A 15,909-nucleotide genomic window follows, 5' to 3' on the forward strand; every position below is an offset into this window, starting at 1 on the left:
CCCCTGCGCCTTTCGTTTCCGCTATGAATAAGAATAGTATTCATAACCACTAGTGATAAAGATCCGGCATCATATCGCCAAATTTCACTTGTGAACACTTTTTTACAACAATAGTTGTAGATTTGAATTCGTTCTAAAGATTAGTACGGTTGTGGGGTAGGGGTCATGGCAAGATAGTTCCATGCCAAGACTGACATGGAACTGATATTACTGGTTGAAGAGAGGTTACTTCTTGAGATTAATTTCTGACTCGCGAGCTTGAGTTTCGATGTCAGGAGTAGAACTTAGCTTATTTTTGGCCCAATCATTAATATGAGAAAGAATCGCTTTCACTGCGTGTTTTTCTGTAGCCACTTCACCTTCAGTTACCTCAAGCTCTTGTTTAGGGTGAGAGCCTGTTGCATCTTCTGCAATATGTAGCCAATCAGGGTGCCAGTAATAAGGCTGGCCACTTGGCGTTGTCCAACTATGAACGCCGTTACTTTCGCCTTTGTACTCGATATGTGATGAATCGTACTTTTTCATTATTCTTATCCCTGTTATTAAGGTTAATTGGATCACTTTAACCTGATAAATGTAACAGAGTTATTAATATTTAATGTGACGTATCGCAACAAACAGAGTTCGTTATAAACTTATGTTAGTGGCGAGAGATAAGTAACTCTTTGATTTTGTGAACTATGATATGGTTCGGGTAAGAAAGAGGGAACAATGAACCGATATCAACAGCTCGCACAACAACTTAAAGAACAGATTAAATCGCAAACTTGGAGAGCAGGAGAGAAGATTCCGTCGATCCGGGCGGCAAGTCAAAGCTTCTCTGTCAGCCCAGCTACTGTCCTACAAGCTTATCAATTATTGGAATCTGAAGGGTGGCTCAATGCGCGCCCACAGTCAGGTTACTTTGTTACCGCAATTCTTGAGAGGGGAGCTGAAGCTGAGCTAGAAGATCCCCCAATATTGCCTGAGTTCAATGACACATTATTTGATTTCCTTCAATCGAATGGTCGGGCTTCGGTGGCATTTGGATCAGCATTCCCTGACCCTAGCTTATTTCCGATTGCGACATTAAATCGCCATTTAGCGAGCGCCGGGCGTAAGATGTCAGCGCAAAGCGTTGTATCGAATATGCCACCGGGTAATGAAGATTTAAGGCGACTGATTGCTCAGCGTTATCTCAGGCAAGGGGTCGATGTTTCTCACCAAGATATTGTTATCACTTCTGGTGCACTTGAAGCGCTGAACCTCAGTTTACAAGTGGTGACGAAGCCGGGAAATTATGTCGCAATCGAAACGCCGACCTTCTATGGTGCATTGCAAGCGGTGGAGCGTCTTGGTTTAAAGCCCATTGAAATCCCAGTTGACCCCAAACAGGGCCTGAATATCCAAATTTTGGAAGAAGCTTTCAAGAAACACGATATTAAAGCATTGTGGCTGATGGCTAATTTTCATAATCCTACCGGGTCCACGTTAAGTGATGAGAAGAAACAAGCCGTTGTGCAACTGGCTAGTCAATACAAGGTAAAGTTGATTGAAGATGATGTTTATTCCGAGTTGCACTTTGGCAATGATAAGCCTAAACCGCTTAAGGCTTGGGATAATAAAGAAGACGTGTTGCTCTGCGGCTCATTATCTAAAGTGCTCTGTCCGGGTTATCGAATTGGCTGGGTGGTCAATCGACGGTTTAACGAACCAATTCAAAAGCTGCAATTAATTTCCACGCTATCGGGCAGCGCGCCAATTCAACAAGGCGTTGCGCATTTTCTGACTCACGAAAGCTTTGATAATCACTTAAGGAAGTTACGTAAAGAGTTGGAAACGAGGCAAGAGTACGTTGTCTCTTTGCTTAATCGATTATTAGGGGAGCAAGTGACAGTCCATGTGCCCAACGGTGGCTATTTTATCTGGATAGAGTTACCAAAGCACATCGATACTCATAGTTTATTTAATTTCGCTCTCAAACAAGGCGTTACCTTTGGTTTCGGCGGACTATTTGGTGACAATAAGTTGCACGGTAATTTTATGCGATTGAACACATCGTTTAAACCTAGCCCGGAACTTGATCAGGCGTTGAAACTTATCGCATCAAAGATAGCGGGGTAACTGCTTGGTTAATTTTTGCCATAACTGTACTGCTTCTTAACTCACTGTTTATGCTGAAATAGCGAGAGTTATTTAAATGTGGTGACAGTATGGAAAAGCAGAACATTAACAATGAAGTTCGTCTGATTGGCGTCGCCATTGTGCTCGCCTTGCTCTTAGTTGTGGGGCATTTGATTTTAACCAAATCATTTGAAGGAATCGCTTGGGTAGAATACACGGCGGCAGCGATACCTTTTGTCATGTTTGGTTTATGCCTATTTGGAATACATTCTGCGGCGCGTTCTAATCGCTCAGATTAATCGAAGGGTTAATAGCCCTATGAGCAGTGTTAGAATTTATGCTGACCCAAGAGTTCGATATGCCCCGCGTTTCCTAAATACGATCAAAGCGTGTCATAATCTCTTCTCTACACTAAGTTAATATTTGAAGGACCCAAATGACTGCAACCGAATATCTCAACGACCTAAACCGACGTTATCTTGCCATCCACCGTTGCAAAGAGGACTTCTTTTGGGAAACGTACATGGGGATCAGTGATGATCATGATGGCTCTACCAAAGCGCAAACCGCATGGACGAGTTTCTTGAGTGATGCTGAGCAGATTACAACCATCAAACAGCAGCTAGAAAAGGTCGATTCTATTGCCGATGCGAGCGAAAGACAGCAAACACGCATTGGTCTGCAAGGTTGGTTAGCGATGTTTCAATCCCACGCAATTGAAGGTAACGAAGCGCAAGCACTGAAAAATGAACTGATCGCATTTGAAGCCACTTTGTTTGAGAAAAAGCAAAAACATACGCTCTATTATCAAGATGAAAATGGCAATCAAGTCGAAGGTTCACTACCTGTATTGGCTGCGGCTATTCGCACCAATGATAATGAAGACGCTCGTCAGTCAGCGCATCAGGCACTCCTTAATTTAGAGCAATGGCTTCTTGAAAATGGTTTCATTGAGTTAATAAAACTGCGTAACCAATTTGCTCAATCTCTCGGCTACGATAGTTTCTTTGATTATTCTGTCGCGAAAAAAGAGATGATGTCGTCACAAGAGTTGTTTGCGATTCTAGATGATTTTGAAGTGCGTACTCGCGACGCGAATCTTTCCAGTTTAGCGAGTCTTGCTGAAGAGAAAGGTCAAAATGCGTTAACGGGCCACAACTTTGTCTATTCATATTCCGGTGACGCAATGCGTGACCTAGACCCATATGTTCCGTTTTCGAAATCTTTACGTCGTTGGGTTGAGTCATTTGGCCGTCTCAATATTGAATATTCGCAAGCAGAGCTCACGTTGGATTTACTTGATAGAAAAGGAAAATACCAAAACGGCTTCTGTCATGGCCCCGTTCCATCTTTCTATGACCAGAATGAGTGGATTCCTGCTCAAGTTAACTTTACCAGTAACGCTAAGCCAGACCAAATTGGCAGTGGTTACTCTGGTATTAACACTTTGTTCCATGAAGGTGGCCACGCTGCACATTTTGCTAACGTTAAAATGAATGCGCCGTGTTTTTCCCAAGAATTTGCTCCAACCTCGATGGCGTACGCTGAAACACAATCGATGTTCTGTGATAGCTTGCTAAATGATGCAGATTGGCTAAAACAGTACGCTTTAGATGCAGATGGTAATCCGGTCCCTGATGAGATCATTCAAGCGATGATTAACAGCAGCCAACCTTTTGCGGCTTACCAAGAGCGCAGCATACTTGTGGTGCCATATTTTGAACGTGCTCTTTATCAATTGAATGATGAGGAGCTGACTCCAGAGCGCATTACAGCATTGGCTCGTGAGTGTGAAAAGCAGATTTTGGGGATCGAATGTAGTCCTCGTCCTTTGATGGCTATTCCGCACCTAATTTCTGATGAAGCGGCTTGTGCATATCACGGCTACTTGTTAGCGCACATGGCTGTTTACCAAACGCGTGCGTACTTCTTAGATAAGTTTGGCTACTTGACCGATAACCCGGAAATTGGGCCTCTGTTAGCGAAACACTATTGGCATGCCGGGAATCAAAGATCTCATAACGAGACGATTATTAGTTTGACTGGGGAAGGCTTTAACGCGAAGTATCTTGCGGATTCGTGTAATCAATCACCACAACAAGCATGGGCTGAGCAGCAACAGAAGATTGCAGGGTTAGCAAGACGTCAAAGAGCTCAAGTGGCTTCACTTAATGCGACAATTAAAGTGGTCGATGGCAGCCAAGAGTTGGCTAATAACCAAGGTTCTGATGAGCAAATGTGTGAGCAATTCGAGAGTTATATTAAACAAACTTACGGTTGCTGATACCTAGTATGCTATTGGTTCGGCGGTTTTAAATTGTCGAATGAAAAAACGGTCCTGAACAGGACCGTTTTTATAGATAAAGCTTACTAGCTTATTAGAAGTTCGCTGAGCGTGGTGTACGTGGGAACGGGATAACGTCACGAACGTTGCCCATACCAGTAACGTAAGACACTAGACGCTCAAAGCCTAGACCGAAACCAGCGTGTGGCACAGTGCCGTATTTACGTAGGTCGCGGTACCAGTTCATGTGCTCTGGGTCGATACCTACTTCACGCATACGCTCGTCTAGAATATCTAGACGCTCTTCACGTTGAGAACCGCCAATGATCTCACCGATACCAGGTGCTAGAACATCCATAGCCGCTACTGTCTTACCGTCATCGTTAGCACGCATGTAGAATGCTTTGATGTCTTTCGGGTAGTTCTTAACGATAACTGGTGCTTTGAAGTGTTCTTCAGCAAGGTAGCGCTCGTGCTCAGAAGACATATCGATGCCCCATTCAACAGGGAATTCGAACTCACGACCAGAATCTAGCAGGATTTGGATTGCGTCTGTGTAGTCAACTTGGGCGAAATCAGAAGATACGAACTGCTCTAGACGAGTAATCGCTTCTTTGTCGATGCGTTGAGCAAAAAACTCAAGGTCATCACGACATTCAGCTAGCACAGCCTTGAATACGAACTTGAGCATATCTTCAGATAGCTTAGCAACGTCGTCTAGGTCAGCGAATGCGACTTCAGGCTCAACCATCCAGAACTCAGCTAGGTGGCGACTCGTATTTGAGTTTTCAGCGCGGAAAGTTGGGCCGAACGTGTACACTTTGCTTAGGGCACAAGCATAAGCTTCTGCGTTTAGCTGGCCAGATACCGTTAGGAATGTCTCTTTACCGAAGAAATCTTCGTTGTAGTCAACGTCGCCTTTGTCTGTGCGAGGTAGGTTTTCCATGTCTAGCGTTGATACGCGGAACATTTCACCAGCGCCTTCTGCATCAGAAGCTGTAATTAGCGGAGCCGATACCCAGAAGAAGCCTTGTTCGTGGTAAAAGCGATGGATTGCTTGAGATAGACAGTTACGAACACGCGCTACTGCACCAATTACGTTTGTACGTGGGCGTAGGTGAGCAACTTCACGTAGGTATTCGATTGAGTGGCGAGTTTTAGCCATTGGGTAAGTGTCTGCATCTTCAACCCAGCCAACAACCTTTACGTCAGTTGCGGCTAGTTCGAAGTCTTGACCTTTTGCAGGAGACTCAACAATCTTACCTGTTACTTCGACAGAACAGCCAGTAGTTAGCTTAAGTACTTCGTCTTCGTAATTATTAAGATTATTAGGGACCACGGCCTGAATCGGGTCGAAACAAGAGCCGTCATAAATGGCAAGGAAAGAGATTCCAGCTTTGGAATCACGACGTGAACGGATCCAACCGCGAACAGTTACTTCACTGTCTACAGCTAGCTTGCCGCCAAGTACGTCTTTTACAGGCGCGTAAGTCATGTTGGTTTCATTCTCCATTGAGGGACAAATTCAACGCAAGGTTTGCAACCATTTGTTTAGGGTTCGCTAAATTTGAACAAAAAACAGTCGAAACATTGAGTTGTATAAACTTTATTTAAATCAATGGAACATATTACCTGTCATTCAGCGAGCTTCAACCATTATTGTTACTTGTTGAAAGAAATATTGAGTATGTAAGCGATAAAAATCATTTTGGGGTGGTTTTTTGCTTGATCTTGTGTTGCATAATTGGAGTCTTTGTTTTAGAAAATGCAAGTGTGATTTGGTAAGAAGTCACTCTATATTAACGCGGCTTCAGTTACCTTGGAGCTTACTCACAATCTTAAGTACCAAGTCAATGAACAACTAGAGGAGTTTAATATTAACGTGTTAATTACGCCGCCTTAGCCCCTGTATTCTCTATACACCCGCACTTTTCGAGCGCTCGCTCATTCATGAAAAACAGTCGATCAAATTATGCTTGAACAAGGCAGGACTGGCTGTATCAGTAAAAGAGAATTACATGCTTAATTATTTAAAAAAACACTGGTTATCACATGTTAAAGGAGATTTATTGTCTGGGATTGTAGTTGCACTTGCATTGATTCCGGAAGCTATCGCATTTTCCATTATCGCAGGTGTCGATCCCAAAGTTGGGCTTTACGCGTCTTTTTGTATTTGTGTTGTGACCGCTTTGGTTGGTAGCCGTCCGGGCATGATTTCAGGTGCTACTGGGGCAATGGCTCTGTTAATGGTCACCTTAGTAAAAGAGTACGGACTAGAATACTTACTCGCTGCTTCATTTCTGGCAGGCGTGATTCAAATTGCAGCGGGTTATTTAAAGCTAGGCAATTTGATGAATTTTGTTTCCAAATCGGTGATTACCGGTTTTGTCAACGCGCTCGCTATACTCATTTTTATGGCTCAACTACCGGAGTTGATCAACGTCCCTTCGAGTGTTTATCTGTTGGTTGGGTTAGGATTGTCGATTATTTATTTGCTGCCTTACTTCCCCAAATTTGGCAGAGTGATACCTTCGCCTTTGGTGGCAATCATCGTAATTACCCTCATTAGTTTGTTATTGGGTTTAGATGTCAGGACAATAGGAGATATGGGTAAACTCCCAGATTCACTTCCTGTCTTTTTAATCCCAAATATTCCATTCACGCTTAATACCTTCGAAATCATTCTTCCTTATTCTATTGCTCTGTCAGTTGTAGGCATTTTGGAATCATTGATGACCGCGACGATAGTTGATGATCTTACTAATACAGAAAGCAACAAGAACAACGAATGTAAAGGACAGGGTATCGCTAACATCATCGCATCACTGTTTGGTGGTATGGCTGGTTGTGCAATGATTGGTCAATCGATTATCAACATTAAATCTGGCGGCTTGACCAGACTATCAAGCATGGTTGCTGGTGTCGGATTATTATTGATGGTGGTATTTGTGTCTGATTGGTTAAAGTTAATACCTATGGCCGCGTTGGTCTCTGTGATGATCATGGTATCGATTGGTACGTTCTCATGGCGTTCTATTGTAGAGCTTAAAGATCATACATTACCCACCAATATCACCATGTTAGCAACTGTTGCGGTGGTTGTGTTTACTCACAACTTAGCGCTAGGTGTTTTGGTCGGCGTGGTTCTATCCGCCTTGTTTTATGCCCATGCTAGTAAATCCATGGTTTTTATATCTGATGAAGTGGTGACGAATAAGCAGAATACTACCCACCGAGTAAAAGGCCACGTCTTTTTTGCTTCTTCTGATGCGTTTGTCGACTTGTTCGATTATGACAAAGCGACCTCCTTAGTAACGATTGATATTTCTGACGCGTCCTTTTTAGATAACACCTCGGTGGAAGCACTGGATAAGGTTGTGTTCAAATTTCGAAAAAAGGGTGCGAATGTTGAAGTTATAGGAATGGATACCATGAGTGCGAAGCTCATCGACAAACATGCTATGTACCACAAGCATGAAGACTTATCTGCAGTGTCTATTACACACTAAACACTTTTGGAAACGTCGAGTTATCTGCTAAATCAAGTTGGATGACCGATAAGAAGCGCTCATCACTGAGCGCTTCTTATTAATCATGAGGTTTTACACCTGTTGGCATTAAGGCTTGTTATTTGATTTTGGAAAGGTGAACTGATTGATAAGTGATTCAAGGTGATTGGACAGCTCTTCCAAGTCATTGCTGATCCCACGAGTCTCAGCCGCAGATTTCGATGTGTTGTTCGCGTGAGAAGTAATTGTTTCAACCTTTTGCTGAACATCTTTGGTTGCATGGGTGGTTGATTGCGTCTGCTGTTGGATGTTCTGTGCATGATCGAGCACTTGCTTCATCTCTTTGACTACGCCATTCATTTCAATAGATAACGCGTCAATATCCGTTGAGCTTTGATGCGCTTGTTCGCAAACGCGATCGGCAGATGCCAGAGACTCTTCACTGCCTTGTTGGAATTGGTGGATAATCGATTCAATACTGCCCGTTGCTTCAGCGGTACGCGATGCTAGGTGGCGGACTTCATCAGCAACCACAGCAAAACCTCGGCCTTGCTCACCTGCACGAGCGGCTTCGATGGCGGCATTCAAGGCCAGAAGATTGGTTTGATCGGCGATGCCACTAATAACACTCAATATAGAAGAAACCTCTCCAGTCTGTTCATTGAGGGTCATTATCTTGCATTTCACTTCTTCAATGCTGGTAACTAGGTTCTTTATCTCGCTGCTTGCATTGTGGGCTTGGTTAGCACTTTTACATGCTACGTCGGCGGTATGATTGATGAGAGCTGATGCCGTTAAGGTGGCTTGCTCTACATTGACCTGTTGGTCTTGTATCCCTTCCACATTATTCTGTACTTCAGCCGTTTCGCTTTGTTGATCGGCAGCTGCTTGCTCTGTGATTTGTGCGACGCTAGTCAGTTGGTTAGCAGAAGCATTCAGCTTGTGCGAAGTGTCTTGTACCTTTTCTAAACTATCTGAGACCGTCCCCATAAACGAGTTGATTGAGTTCGCTAAGGTGCCGATTTCATCCTTACTTTTCTCTGGTAGTCGAGTTGATAAGTTTTTGTTTTCACTGACCTGGGTCATAAAGCGTGACGTTTGCTGAAGTGGTCGTACTATTATCTTACGAATGAGCCCCATCGTTAATAGGAACCCCGCAAAAGAGATGACTGCCATAATACCAATCGCTGTCATTGTTTGAGTATTGATCAGCGAATTGACATGGCTCAAATTGTACTCCAGTCGAATCGCACCAAGTACCTCGCCTTCAGGAGCCATATGACATGCGACGCAATTGGTTCCGCGGTAATTTTCGCTCGATTTCATTGGCAAAGCGATAACTAAACCTTTCCCCCAATCTGCAGAAAAGGGTTCGATGACGGTTTCGCCAGCCAACGCTCGTTTATCAATATCGTCAACGGGGGTTTGGTTTTCATTGCCGGGCCCATACAGTTTGTTTACTGCGTCGGCACGTAATACCCGAACATCTTCAATGCCTTCTTGGGTCAATGCTTTCTGACGTAGGGTCTCTTTTTGAACCATTGTGCCAGTCAGCATCATCATATTGAGACTATCGAAATAGTTGCTTGCCTTATCGTGTAGCTGTTCGCTTAGAACAGAGTTGATAAGCTCCCTTTGCTGAAAGTATTGATAGCTTGTTGACGCGAGTAAGACGATGCCAAAAACGGCCACTAACGTAACTAAGAGTTTTGTTGTAATTGTTGAGCGCATTTTTAGATAGATGGTTTAATTATTGGAATAGACATCAAAAATGATCGCTTAAATATCCCCTTTGGGGAATCGCTTGAAATTTATAATGTGACCGCACTCTATGTATGGATATTGTAAATGTGATGTAAAGTGTGTGTAAGCAAAAATTTGGCGTTGTGACGGTTTTTCGGCGGAAAGAGGGTATTGTGGCTAAACTTAATAGTGTGAAACACTCTCACTACGGTCTAACCTTGTCACGGCGAGAGGAATTACATAGTATTGCCTGTCTTTCTAAAAGCCTGAGAACCAATATGAGAACGGAACTATACAAAGAATTCATGTTTGAAGCGGCACACCACTTACCAAATGTACCGGAAGGTCATAAGTGTGGTCGTTTACATGGACATTCTTTCTTAGTTCGCCTTTATGTAGAAGGTGAAGTTGACCCGCATACAGGGTGGGTCGTCGACTTTTCAGAGATAAAAGCGGCATTCAAGCCGATTTATGATCGTCTTGACCATTACTACCTTAATGATATCGAAGGGCTTGAGAATCCAACCAGTGAAGTTCTGGCAAAGTGGATCTGGCAACAGCTCAAACCAAGCTTACCATTGTTAAGTAAGGTTGAAATTAAGGAAACTTGCACAGCGGGTTGTATTTACAAGGGCGAAGAGTAACTCATTGTCTCTATTAGAAAAAGCGAAGGAATCTTCGCTTTTTTGTAAGGGCGGCTAATTTCCGAGCAATAAGTTTTGGTTAATTCCCGTAACTGTGCATAGATTTGACAAGTACAGCGTCAATTTCATTTCTATCCGCCATTTGTTCTAATATCGCCAAAGCTTGCTCATGTGACCAAGCTGATTTGTATATGCGCTCAGAAGTTAAGGCTTCGTAAATATCTGCAACAGCAAGGATTCGAGACTCTATCGGGATTTCTTCGCCCATTAGACCAAATGGGTAGCCCGTGCCATTGAGTTTTTCATGATGGTAGAGCGTGATGTTTTTCATAATTGACTTACAGTCGTCATCGATATCAGATTGGGAAAAAATACGCTCTAATAACTCATGTCCTTCAATGGGGTGCGTTTTGATGATTTCAAATTCATCGTGGATTAATCTACCTGGTTTTAAAAGAATTGCATCAGGGATCGCAATCTTACCTACGTCATGTAGCGCCGCAAACTCAATTAAATCAAAGGCAAATTTGTCACTGATATTTAGGTAGCTTTGATTATTTAAGCAGAGGTGTTTGACTATGCTTTTAATTCTGCTTTCTTGAGTGTCGATATCAACATACTTCAATGCAATAGCTGACGTTAAAGAAGAGGCAACCAAGCACGCACTGGTAACAGAAGTATAATATGAGACTATCTCCATTTTTAGAGAAGAAAAAGCTCGTTTACAAGCGTCAAATGTACCACTTTCTCTAAAGAAGTTAGGCTCTGTAGAGTTAAAGAAAAGAAAACCAAGAACTTTACTACCTAATGTAATGGGTAAGGTAAGTGATGACATGATGCCCTTGGCGGCAAATAGGTTACAAATGGGAGAATTGATTTTATGGTAGTCATCGACAATGTGGACTCCTTCTTCATAAGCAATGTTATGAAGAGTTTGCATTTCGGATAGTTTCTTACCATGAAAACGAAATGAGAAATCAATATTAATATTACTGGATACATGGGTTCTCATATACTCCTCATGATCGCATAAGCCAATGCTCATTCGTACCAATGAACTGTTTGTCTCTCTCCTTAACTCCTTATGTTTAGAAACCACAGTGCGTTCTAAAACATTATTGCTATGGCTCATATTACCTATCTCATCTCAACTAAATTCTATTGCAGCTATTATTGATGGCATTGTAGGTAACTTAATTGAATTGCAAATATTCCGAACGTTAGAATAACGTCAGAATCGTGTTAGTAATAATGAAGTTAGGGCTTTATCGGCGATGTATGGGTTGTGCCGAAACTAAATACTTACGAGTTTAGTTTCGGCAGGAATTGTATGTGGGAAGGGATGTGTATGAGTGTTGGCCATCTATGGCGCGATGCTAAGTTAACTTAACATATTACTTTGATCGCTAGACCTCCTTGAGAAGTCTCGCGGTATTTCGCGTTCATGTCTTTACCTGTCTCTAGCATGGTTTCAATAACCTTATCTAGAGAAACGGTAGGTGCAGAAGAACGACGTAGAGCCATACGAGTCGAGTTAATCGCTTTTACAGCAGCAATACCGTTACGCTCGATACATGGAACCTGTACCTGGCCAGCAACAGGGTCACAAGTAAGACCTAAGTTGTGCTCCATTGCGATTTCTGCCGCCATACATACTTGCTCTGGGCTACCACCCATAAGCTCAGCAAGTCCCGCCGCTGCCATAGAACACGCAACGCCAACTTCACCCTGACAGCCCACTTCAGCACCAGAGATAGACGCGTTACGTTTGTAAAGACCACCGATTGCGCCAGAAGCGGCAAAGTAGCGGATGTAATCTTTCTCTGTTACTGTTTGAATGAACTTATCGTAGTAAGCCAATACCGCTGGGATGATGCCACATGCACCGTTCGTTGGTGCAGTAACTACGCGGCCACCTGCTGCGTTCTCTTCATTTACTGCGAAAGCGAACATGTTCACCCAGTCTACAACAGACATAGGATCGTTAGTTGTTTTCTCAGACGTTAAAAGCTGCTGACGAAGCGCTGCAGCACGACGGGGAACGCGTAGAGGTCCAGGTAAGATGCCTTCTGTGTTCATGCCGCGGTCCATACAGTCACGCATTGTCTTCCAGATGTTTGCGAAGTATGTGCGAGACTCTTCATCAGAGTGCAAAGCTGCTTGGTTTTTCATAACCATCGTGCTGATAGAAAGCCCATTTTCCTTACATTGGTTCACTAACTCTTCTGCTGTTGTGAATTCGTAAGGTGCTTTCACTGGGTTCGTTTCTTCTTTACCGAAGTTCTCTTCATCAACGATGAAACCACCGCCGATAGAGTAGTAAGTCTTTGAATACACTTTTTCTTCACCGATCCAAGCGTGGATCTGCATGCCGTTTTCGTGTAGCTCAAGGTTAGTAGTATGGAAGTTCATACCACCATCTCTCGGGAATGATACTGTGTGACAGTGCATACCAACAGGAAGGCGTTCGGTTTCTTCAACACGAGCAATGAAGCCCGGGATAGAGTCGATATCTACTTTCTCAGGGGTGTTGCCAGCAAGACCCATGATGATAGCGATATCTGTGTGGTGACCTTTCCCTGTCAGTGATAGTGATCCATATACGTCAACGGTGATTTTAGTGATGTCGCGCAATTTTCCCATTGAACGTAAATCATCAATAAATTCTTTACCCGCTTTCATTGGTCCCACTGTATGTGAGCTTGAAGGACCAACACCGATTTTATAGATGTCAAAAACACTAATCATATCGATTACCTCAAAAGAAAGCCTCCCAAGGGGAGAGGGAGGCTTATTATTATCGTTATATTCTTGGATTAATCAGACTTTATAAAAGTGTCTAGATTAAAGAGCGCCGTAGATTACAGAAGTAATTGCTGCAATACCACAAAGAGCAGTGAAAATCTGTACAGGTGCTGAAGTTTTGTACTTAGCCATTGCTGGTACTTTCTGCATTGCGAATACAGGCATTAGGAACAGGATAGCCGCAATCATTGGAGCACCCATTGTTTCAATCATGCCAAGGATACTTGGGTTAACGATAGCCACGACCCAAGTTGTGACAACGATGAAGATTAGAGACGCTTTTTCAATCTTGCTTACTGACGTTTCAGAGCGAGACTTGATTAGACCAACTAGACCTTCGTGAGCACCTAGGAAGTGACCAAAGTAGCTTGAAGTGATTGCTGCGAAAGCCACTAGAGGGCCCATGTAAGAGATTAGTGGAGATTCGTGAACGTTCGCTAGGTAAGAAAGAACAGAGATGTTTTGTTCTTGAGCCATTGCTAGCTGATCTGGAGACAATGAAAGTACTACAGAGAATACGAAGAACATTACGAAGCCCATTAGCATCATCGCAGCGCCACCAGTGATCGCGTCAGTTTTCTTAACTGCATCATCACCGTGTACGCGACGCTGTTCTTTAGAGAACTGAGAAATCACAGGACTGTGGTTGAAAGAGAACACGATGATTGGAATTGCTAGCCAAACAACAGATGGCATTGCAGACCAATCAGGTGCAACTGACATCATTGAACTGTTCCAGTCAGGGATAAGGTAGAAAGAAAGCGCGAGCAGGATTGCAACGAGTGGGTAAACCAGTGCAGATGTCGCTTTTAGCATTAGCTCTTTACCAAATACTACACCAGCGGTCATAGCTGCGATTAACGCACCAGAAAGTAGCCAGCGTGGGATAGATTCCATACCCATTTGGTTAACTAGGAAAGAGTCAACTGTATTTGTGATACCAACACCGTAGATAAGCACGATTGGATAGATAGCGAAGAAGTAGGCAAAAGTAATAAGGTTTGCGCCAGTCTTACCAAAATGTTCTTCAACAGTGTCAGTGATATCAGCTTCAGGGTTTTTCGCAGAAAGTACGAAACGTGCAAGAGATTTGTGTGCAAACCAAGTCATTGGTGCAGCAATTAGAGCAAGGATAACTAATGGCCAGAAACCGCCAGCACCTGCCTTAATTGGAAGGAAAAGTACACCAGCGCCTACGGCAGTACCGAAAAGTGACAGACACCAAGTGAAGTCCTTGTAAGTAAACTTACTAGGGGATTGTGCGGTTGTAGCCGCAGAAGTAGTAGTATTCATTTTGTGATACTCATTTTTGGGAACAGGAAATAAGTCAGGCGCAATTTTGCAAAAAAATCTTGCACGAAAACCAGATCTAAATCATGAATTGATGCGAGTTATAACATGATATGTCAAAAAGGCGTTTTTGGTCACGAAAATGATGTGCTACTAGTGATTTATGTTAATCCAATATATTAGTTTTTCTAATGTTACTATTGCAAAGGTAGTTATTCGTCGCGAGTAAACGTTTGCTTTATTGATAGAGAATTAAACTAATGTGAACAAACCTTGTTCAATGTGTTGCTTTGTTAACATTGATGCATAATATGATTCTGCATTGCTTGAATAATTTGGGCTGTCATCCCCCAAATAAAATGTTGTTTATAGGACAATCCAAAAACACGATGTGAGAAATTATTAATCTGAAATTTCTGACTATGTAAATTTTGCCGATCTAGAACGATATTTGCGGGTACTTCAAAAATCTCATCCACTTCATTTCTGTCAATAACGGTTTTGTAATCTGGAGAAACAAATGCCAGAAATGGTGTGACGGTAAATTTACTTACAGTGATGAGTTCAGGCATTTGACCAAATATTGTGATCTGCTCTTGGTTGATGCCGACTTCTTCAAATGTTTCACGTAGAGCAGTGTGCGAAAGATCCTTATCGCTTGGTTCGAATTTTCCGCCAGGAAAGCTTACCTGACCCGGATGATGTTTTAGGTGAAGAGCGCGTTTGGTGAAAATAATATTGAGGCCGTGTGGTCTTTCGACAAAACCAATAAGAACCGATGCCTTACGGAGGTGGCTTTGGTTTAAGTGCGAGACACGCTTAAGAGCTTCTTGATGGTAGTCGACCGTCTGATGTAATTGAAATCGTTGAATGAGATGATTTTTGTTTAACTCTGACAACACGTTAGCTCCTGTTTTTATTTGTAAAAGCCTTAAATATGGCTCATGCTTTCTACTACGTTAGTTAAAGCAAGGATAGCGCCACTGATGAAAGGGATTATCTTTACTGAATTTATGGATCTCGTAGAGCAAAAATTTGGTCTAGAGGCACTCGACAGCCTACTTGCTGATTGCGATGACGCTGGAATCTATACAGCGGTAGGGAGTTATGATCACCGTAACTTAGTTAAACTGATAGTTCAGCTAAGTAAGAAAACCGGCATCTCTCCTGAAGAGCTACAGCGTGTTTTTGGACAATCCGTTTTTCATAACCTTTATAACACCTTACCTAATAATAATAGCCTACAAGCGTGTAAGACGTCGTTCCAATTTATTAAATTGGTTGAAGACTACATTCACATCGAGGTCAAGAAGCTTTACCCAGAAGCTAACCCGCCCTCGTTCCGCTTTATCTCTGAATCAGAAACTGAAATGGTGTTTGATTACGTCAGTGCCCGTTGCATGTCTTATGTTTGTCTAGGCTTGATGGAAGGGTGCGCTGAGTTCTTTAACGAGGAGCTATCGATGTCAATGAAGAACGTCGAAGATGACGGGAGTCACGTTCGTTTTACAGTTAATTTGGTCGAGTAGCT

13 protein-coding genes are annotated in these 15,909 nt (G+C 42.8%); 6 read left to right on the forward strand and 7 right to left on the reverse strand.

What is annotated here, in order from left to right:
- Window positions 1-225: 225 nt before the first annotated feature.
- Window positions 226-525: a hypothetical protein gene (locus ACU01J_RS15350; RefSeq protein ID WP_481086498.1), complete on the reverse strand. Its 300-nt coding sequence runs from the start codon at window positions 523-525 to the stop codon at window positions 226-228.
- Between the two features lie 186 nt (window positions 526-711).
- On the opposite strand from ACU01J_RS15350, the gene ACU01J_RS15355 reads away from it, so the two are divergent.
- From ACU01J_RS15355 to ACU01J_RS15365, 3 genes are all read left to right on the forward strand, one after another.
- Complete coding sequence (locus ACU01J_RS15355; protein ID WP_481086499.1) at window positions 712-2,103, forward strand: aminotransferase-like domain-containing protein; 1,392 nt, start codon at window positions 712-714, stop codon at window positions 2,101-2,103.
- Window positions 2,104-2,192: 89 nt separating this feature from the next.
- Window positions 2,193-2,402 carry a hypothetical protein gene (locus ACU01J_RS15360; RefSeq protein ID WP_481086500.1) on the forward strand — a complete coding sequence of 70 codons (210 nt, stop codon included), beginning with the start codon at window positions 2,193-2,195 and terminating at the stop codon, window positions 2,400-2,402.
- Between the two features lie 137 nt (window positions 2,403-2,539).
- Window positions 2,540-4,387 carry a M3 family metallopeptidase gene (locus ACU01J_RS15365; protein WP_481086501.1) on the forward strand — a complete coding sequence of 616 codons (1,848 nt, stop codon included), beginning with the start codon at window positions 2,540-2,542 and terminating at the stop codon, window positions 4,385-4,387.
- A 94-nt stretch (window positions 4,388-4,481) separates the two neighbouring features.
- On the opposite strand, the gene asnS is transcribed toward ACU01J_RS15365, so the two are convergent.
- The gene (gene asnS, locus ACU01J_RS15370) at window positions 4,482-5,882 is read right to left on the reverse strand and encodes an asparagine--tRNA ligase (protein ID WP_481086502.1); all 1,401 of its coding nucleotides are present in this window, start codon (window positions 5,880-5,882) and stop codon (window positions 4,482-4,484) included.
- Between the two features lie 523 nt (window positions 5,883-6,405).
- Here asnS and ACU01J_RS15375 point away from each other — a divergent pair.
- Window positions 6,406-7,896 carry a SulP family inorganic anion transporter gene (locus tag ACU01J_RS15375; RefSeq protein ID WP_481086503.1) on the forward strand — a complete coding sequence of 497 codons (1,491 nt, stop codon included), beginning with the start codon at window positions 6,406-6,408 and terminating at the stop codon, window positions 7,894-7,896.
- Window positions 7,897-8,004: 108 nt separating this feature from the next.
- Here the strand turns inward: ACU01J_RS15375 and ACU01J_RS15380 are convergent, their stop codons facing one another.
- The gene (locus ACU01J_RS15380; protein WP_481086504.1) at window positions 8,005-9,627 is read right to left on the reverse strand and encodes a methyl-accepting chemotaxis protein; all 1,623 of its coding nucleotides are present in this window, start codon (window positions 9,625-9,627) and stop codon (window positions 8,005-8,007) included.
- Between the two features lie 290 nt (window positions 9,628-9,917).
- On the opposite strand from ACU01J_RS15380, the gene queD reads away from it, so the two are divergent.
- Window positions 9,918-10,283: a 6-carboxytetrahydropterin synthase QueD gene (gene queD, locus ACU01J_RS15385; RefSeq protein WP_053438104.1), complete on the forward strand. Its 366-nt coding sequence runs from the start codon at window positions 9,918-9,920 to the stop codon at window positions 10,281-10,283.
- A gap of 79 nt (window positions 10,284-10,362) precedes the next feature.
- On the opposite strand, the gene ACU01J_RS15390 is transcribed toward queD, so the two are convergent.
- From ACU01J_RS15390 to ACU01J_RS15405, 4 genes are all read right to left on the reverse strand, one after another.
- Window positions 10,363-11,415, reverse strand: a complete 1,053-nt coding sequence (locus ACU01J_RS15390) for an HD-GYP domain-containing protein (RefSeq protein WP_481086505.1) — start codon at window positions 11,413-11,415, stop codon at window positions 10,363-10,365.
- A gap of 254 nt (window positions 11,416-11,669) precedes the next feature.
- On the reverse strand, window positions 11,670-13,031 hold the full coding sequence (locus tag ACU01J_RS15395; RefSeq protein ID WP_481086506.1) for an L-serine ammonia-lyase: 1,362 nt from the start codon (window positions 13,029-13,031) through the stop codon (window positions 11,670-11,672).
- Window positions 13,032-13,127: 96 nt separating this feature from the next.
- Window positions 13,128-14,381 carry an aromatic amino acid transport family protein gene (locus ACU01J_RS15400; protein ID WP_481086507.1) on the reverse strand — a complete coding sequence of 418 codons (1,254 nt, stop codon included), beginning with the start codon at window positions 14,379-14,381 and terminating at the stop codon, window positions 13,128-13,130.
- 290 nt (window positions 14,382-14,671) lie between these two features.
- Entirely contained in the window at window positions 14,672-15,280 is a 609-nt protein-coding gene (locus ACU01J_RS15405; protein ID WP_481086508.1) for a CoA pyrophosphatase, read from the reverse strand.
- An 84-nt stretch (window positions 15,281-15,364) separates the two neighbouring features.
- On the opposite strand from ACU01J_RS15405, the gene ACU01J_RS15410 reads away from it, so the two are divergent.
- A complete protein-coding gene (locus tag ACU01J_RS15410) occupies window positions 15,365-15,907 on the forward strand; it encodes a heme NO-binding domain-containing protein (RefSeq protein WP_481086509.1) in 543 nt (180 codons plus the stop codon).
- Window positions 15,908-15,909 lie beyond the last annotated feature (2 nt).

This window comes from Vibrio sp. 2433-A1, from assembly GCF_056726085.1.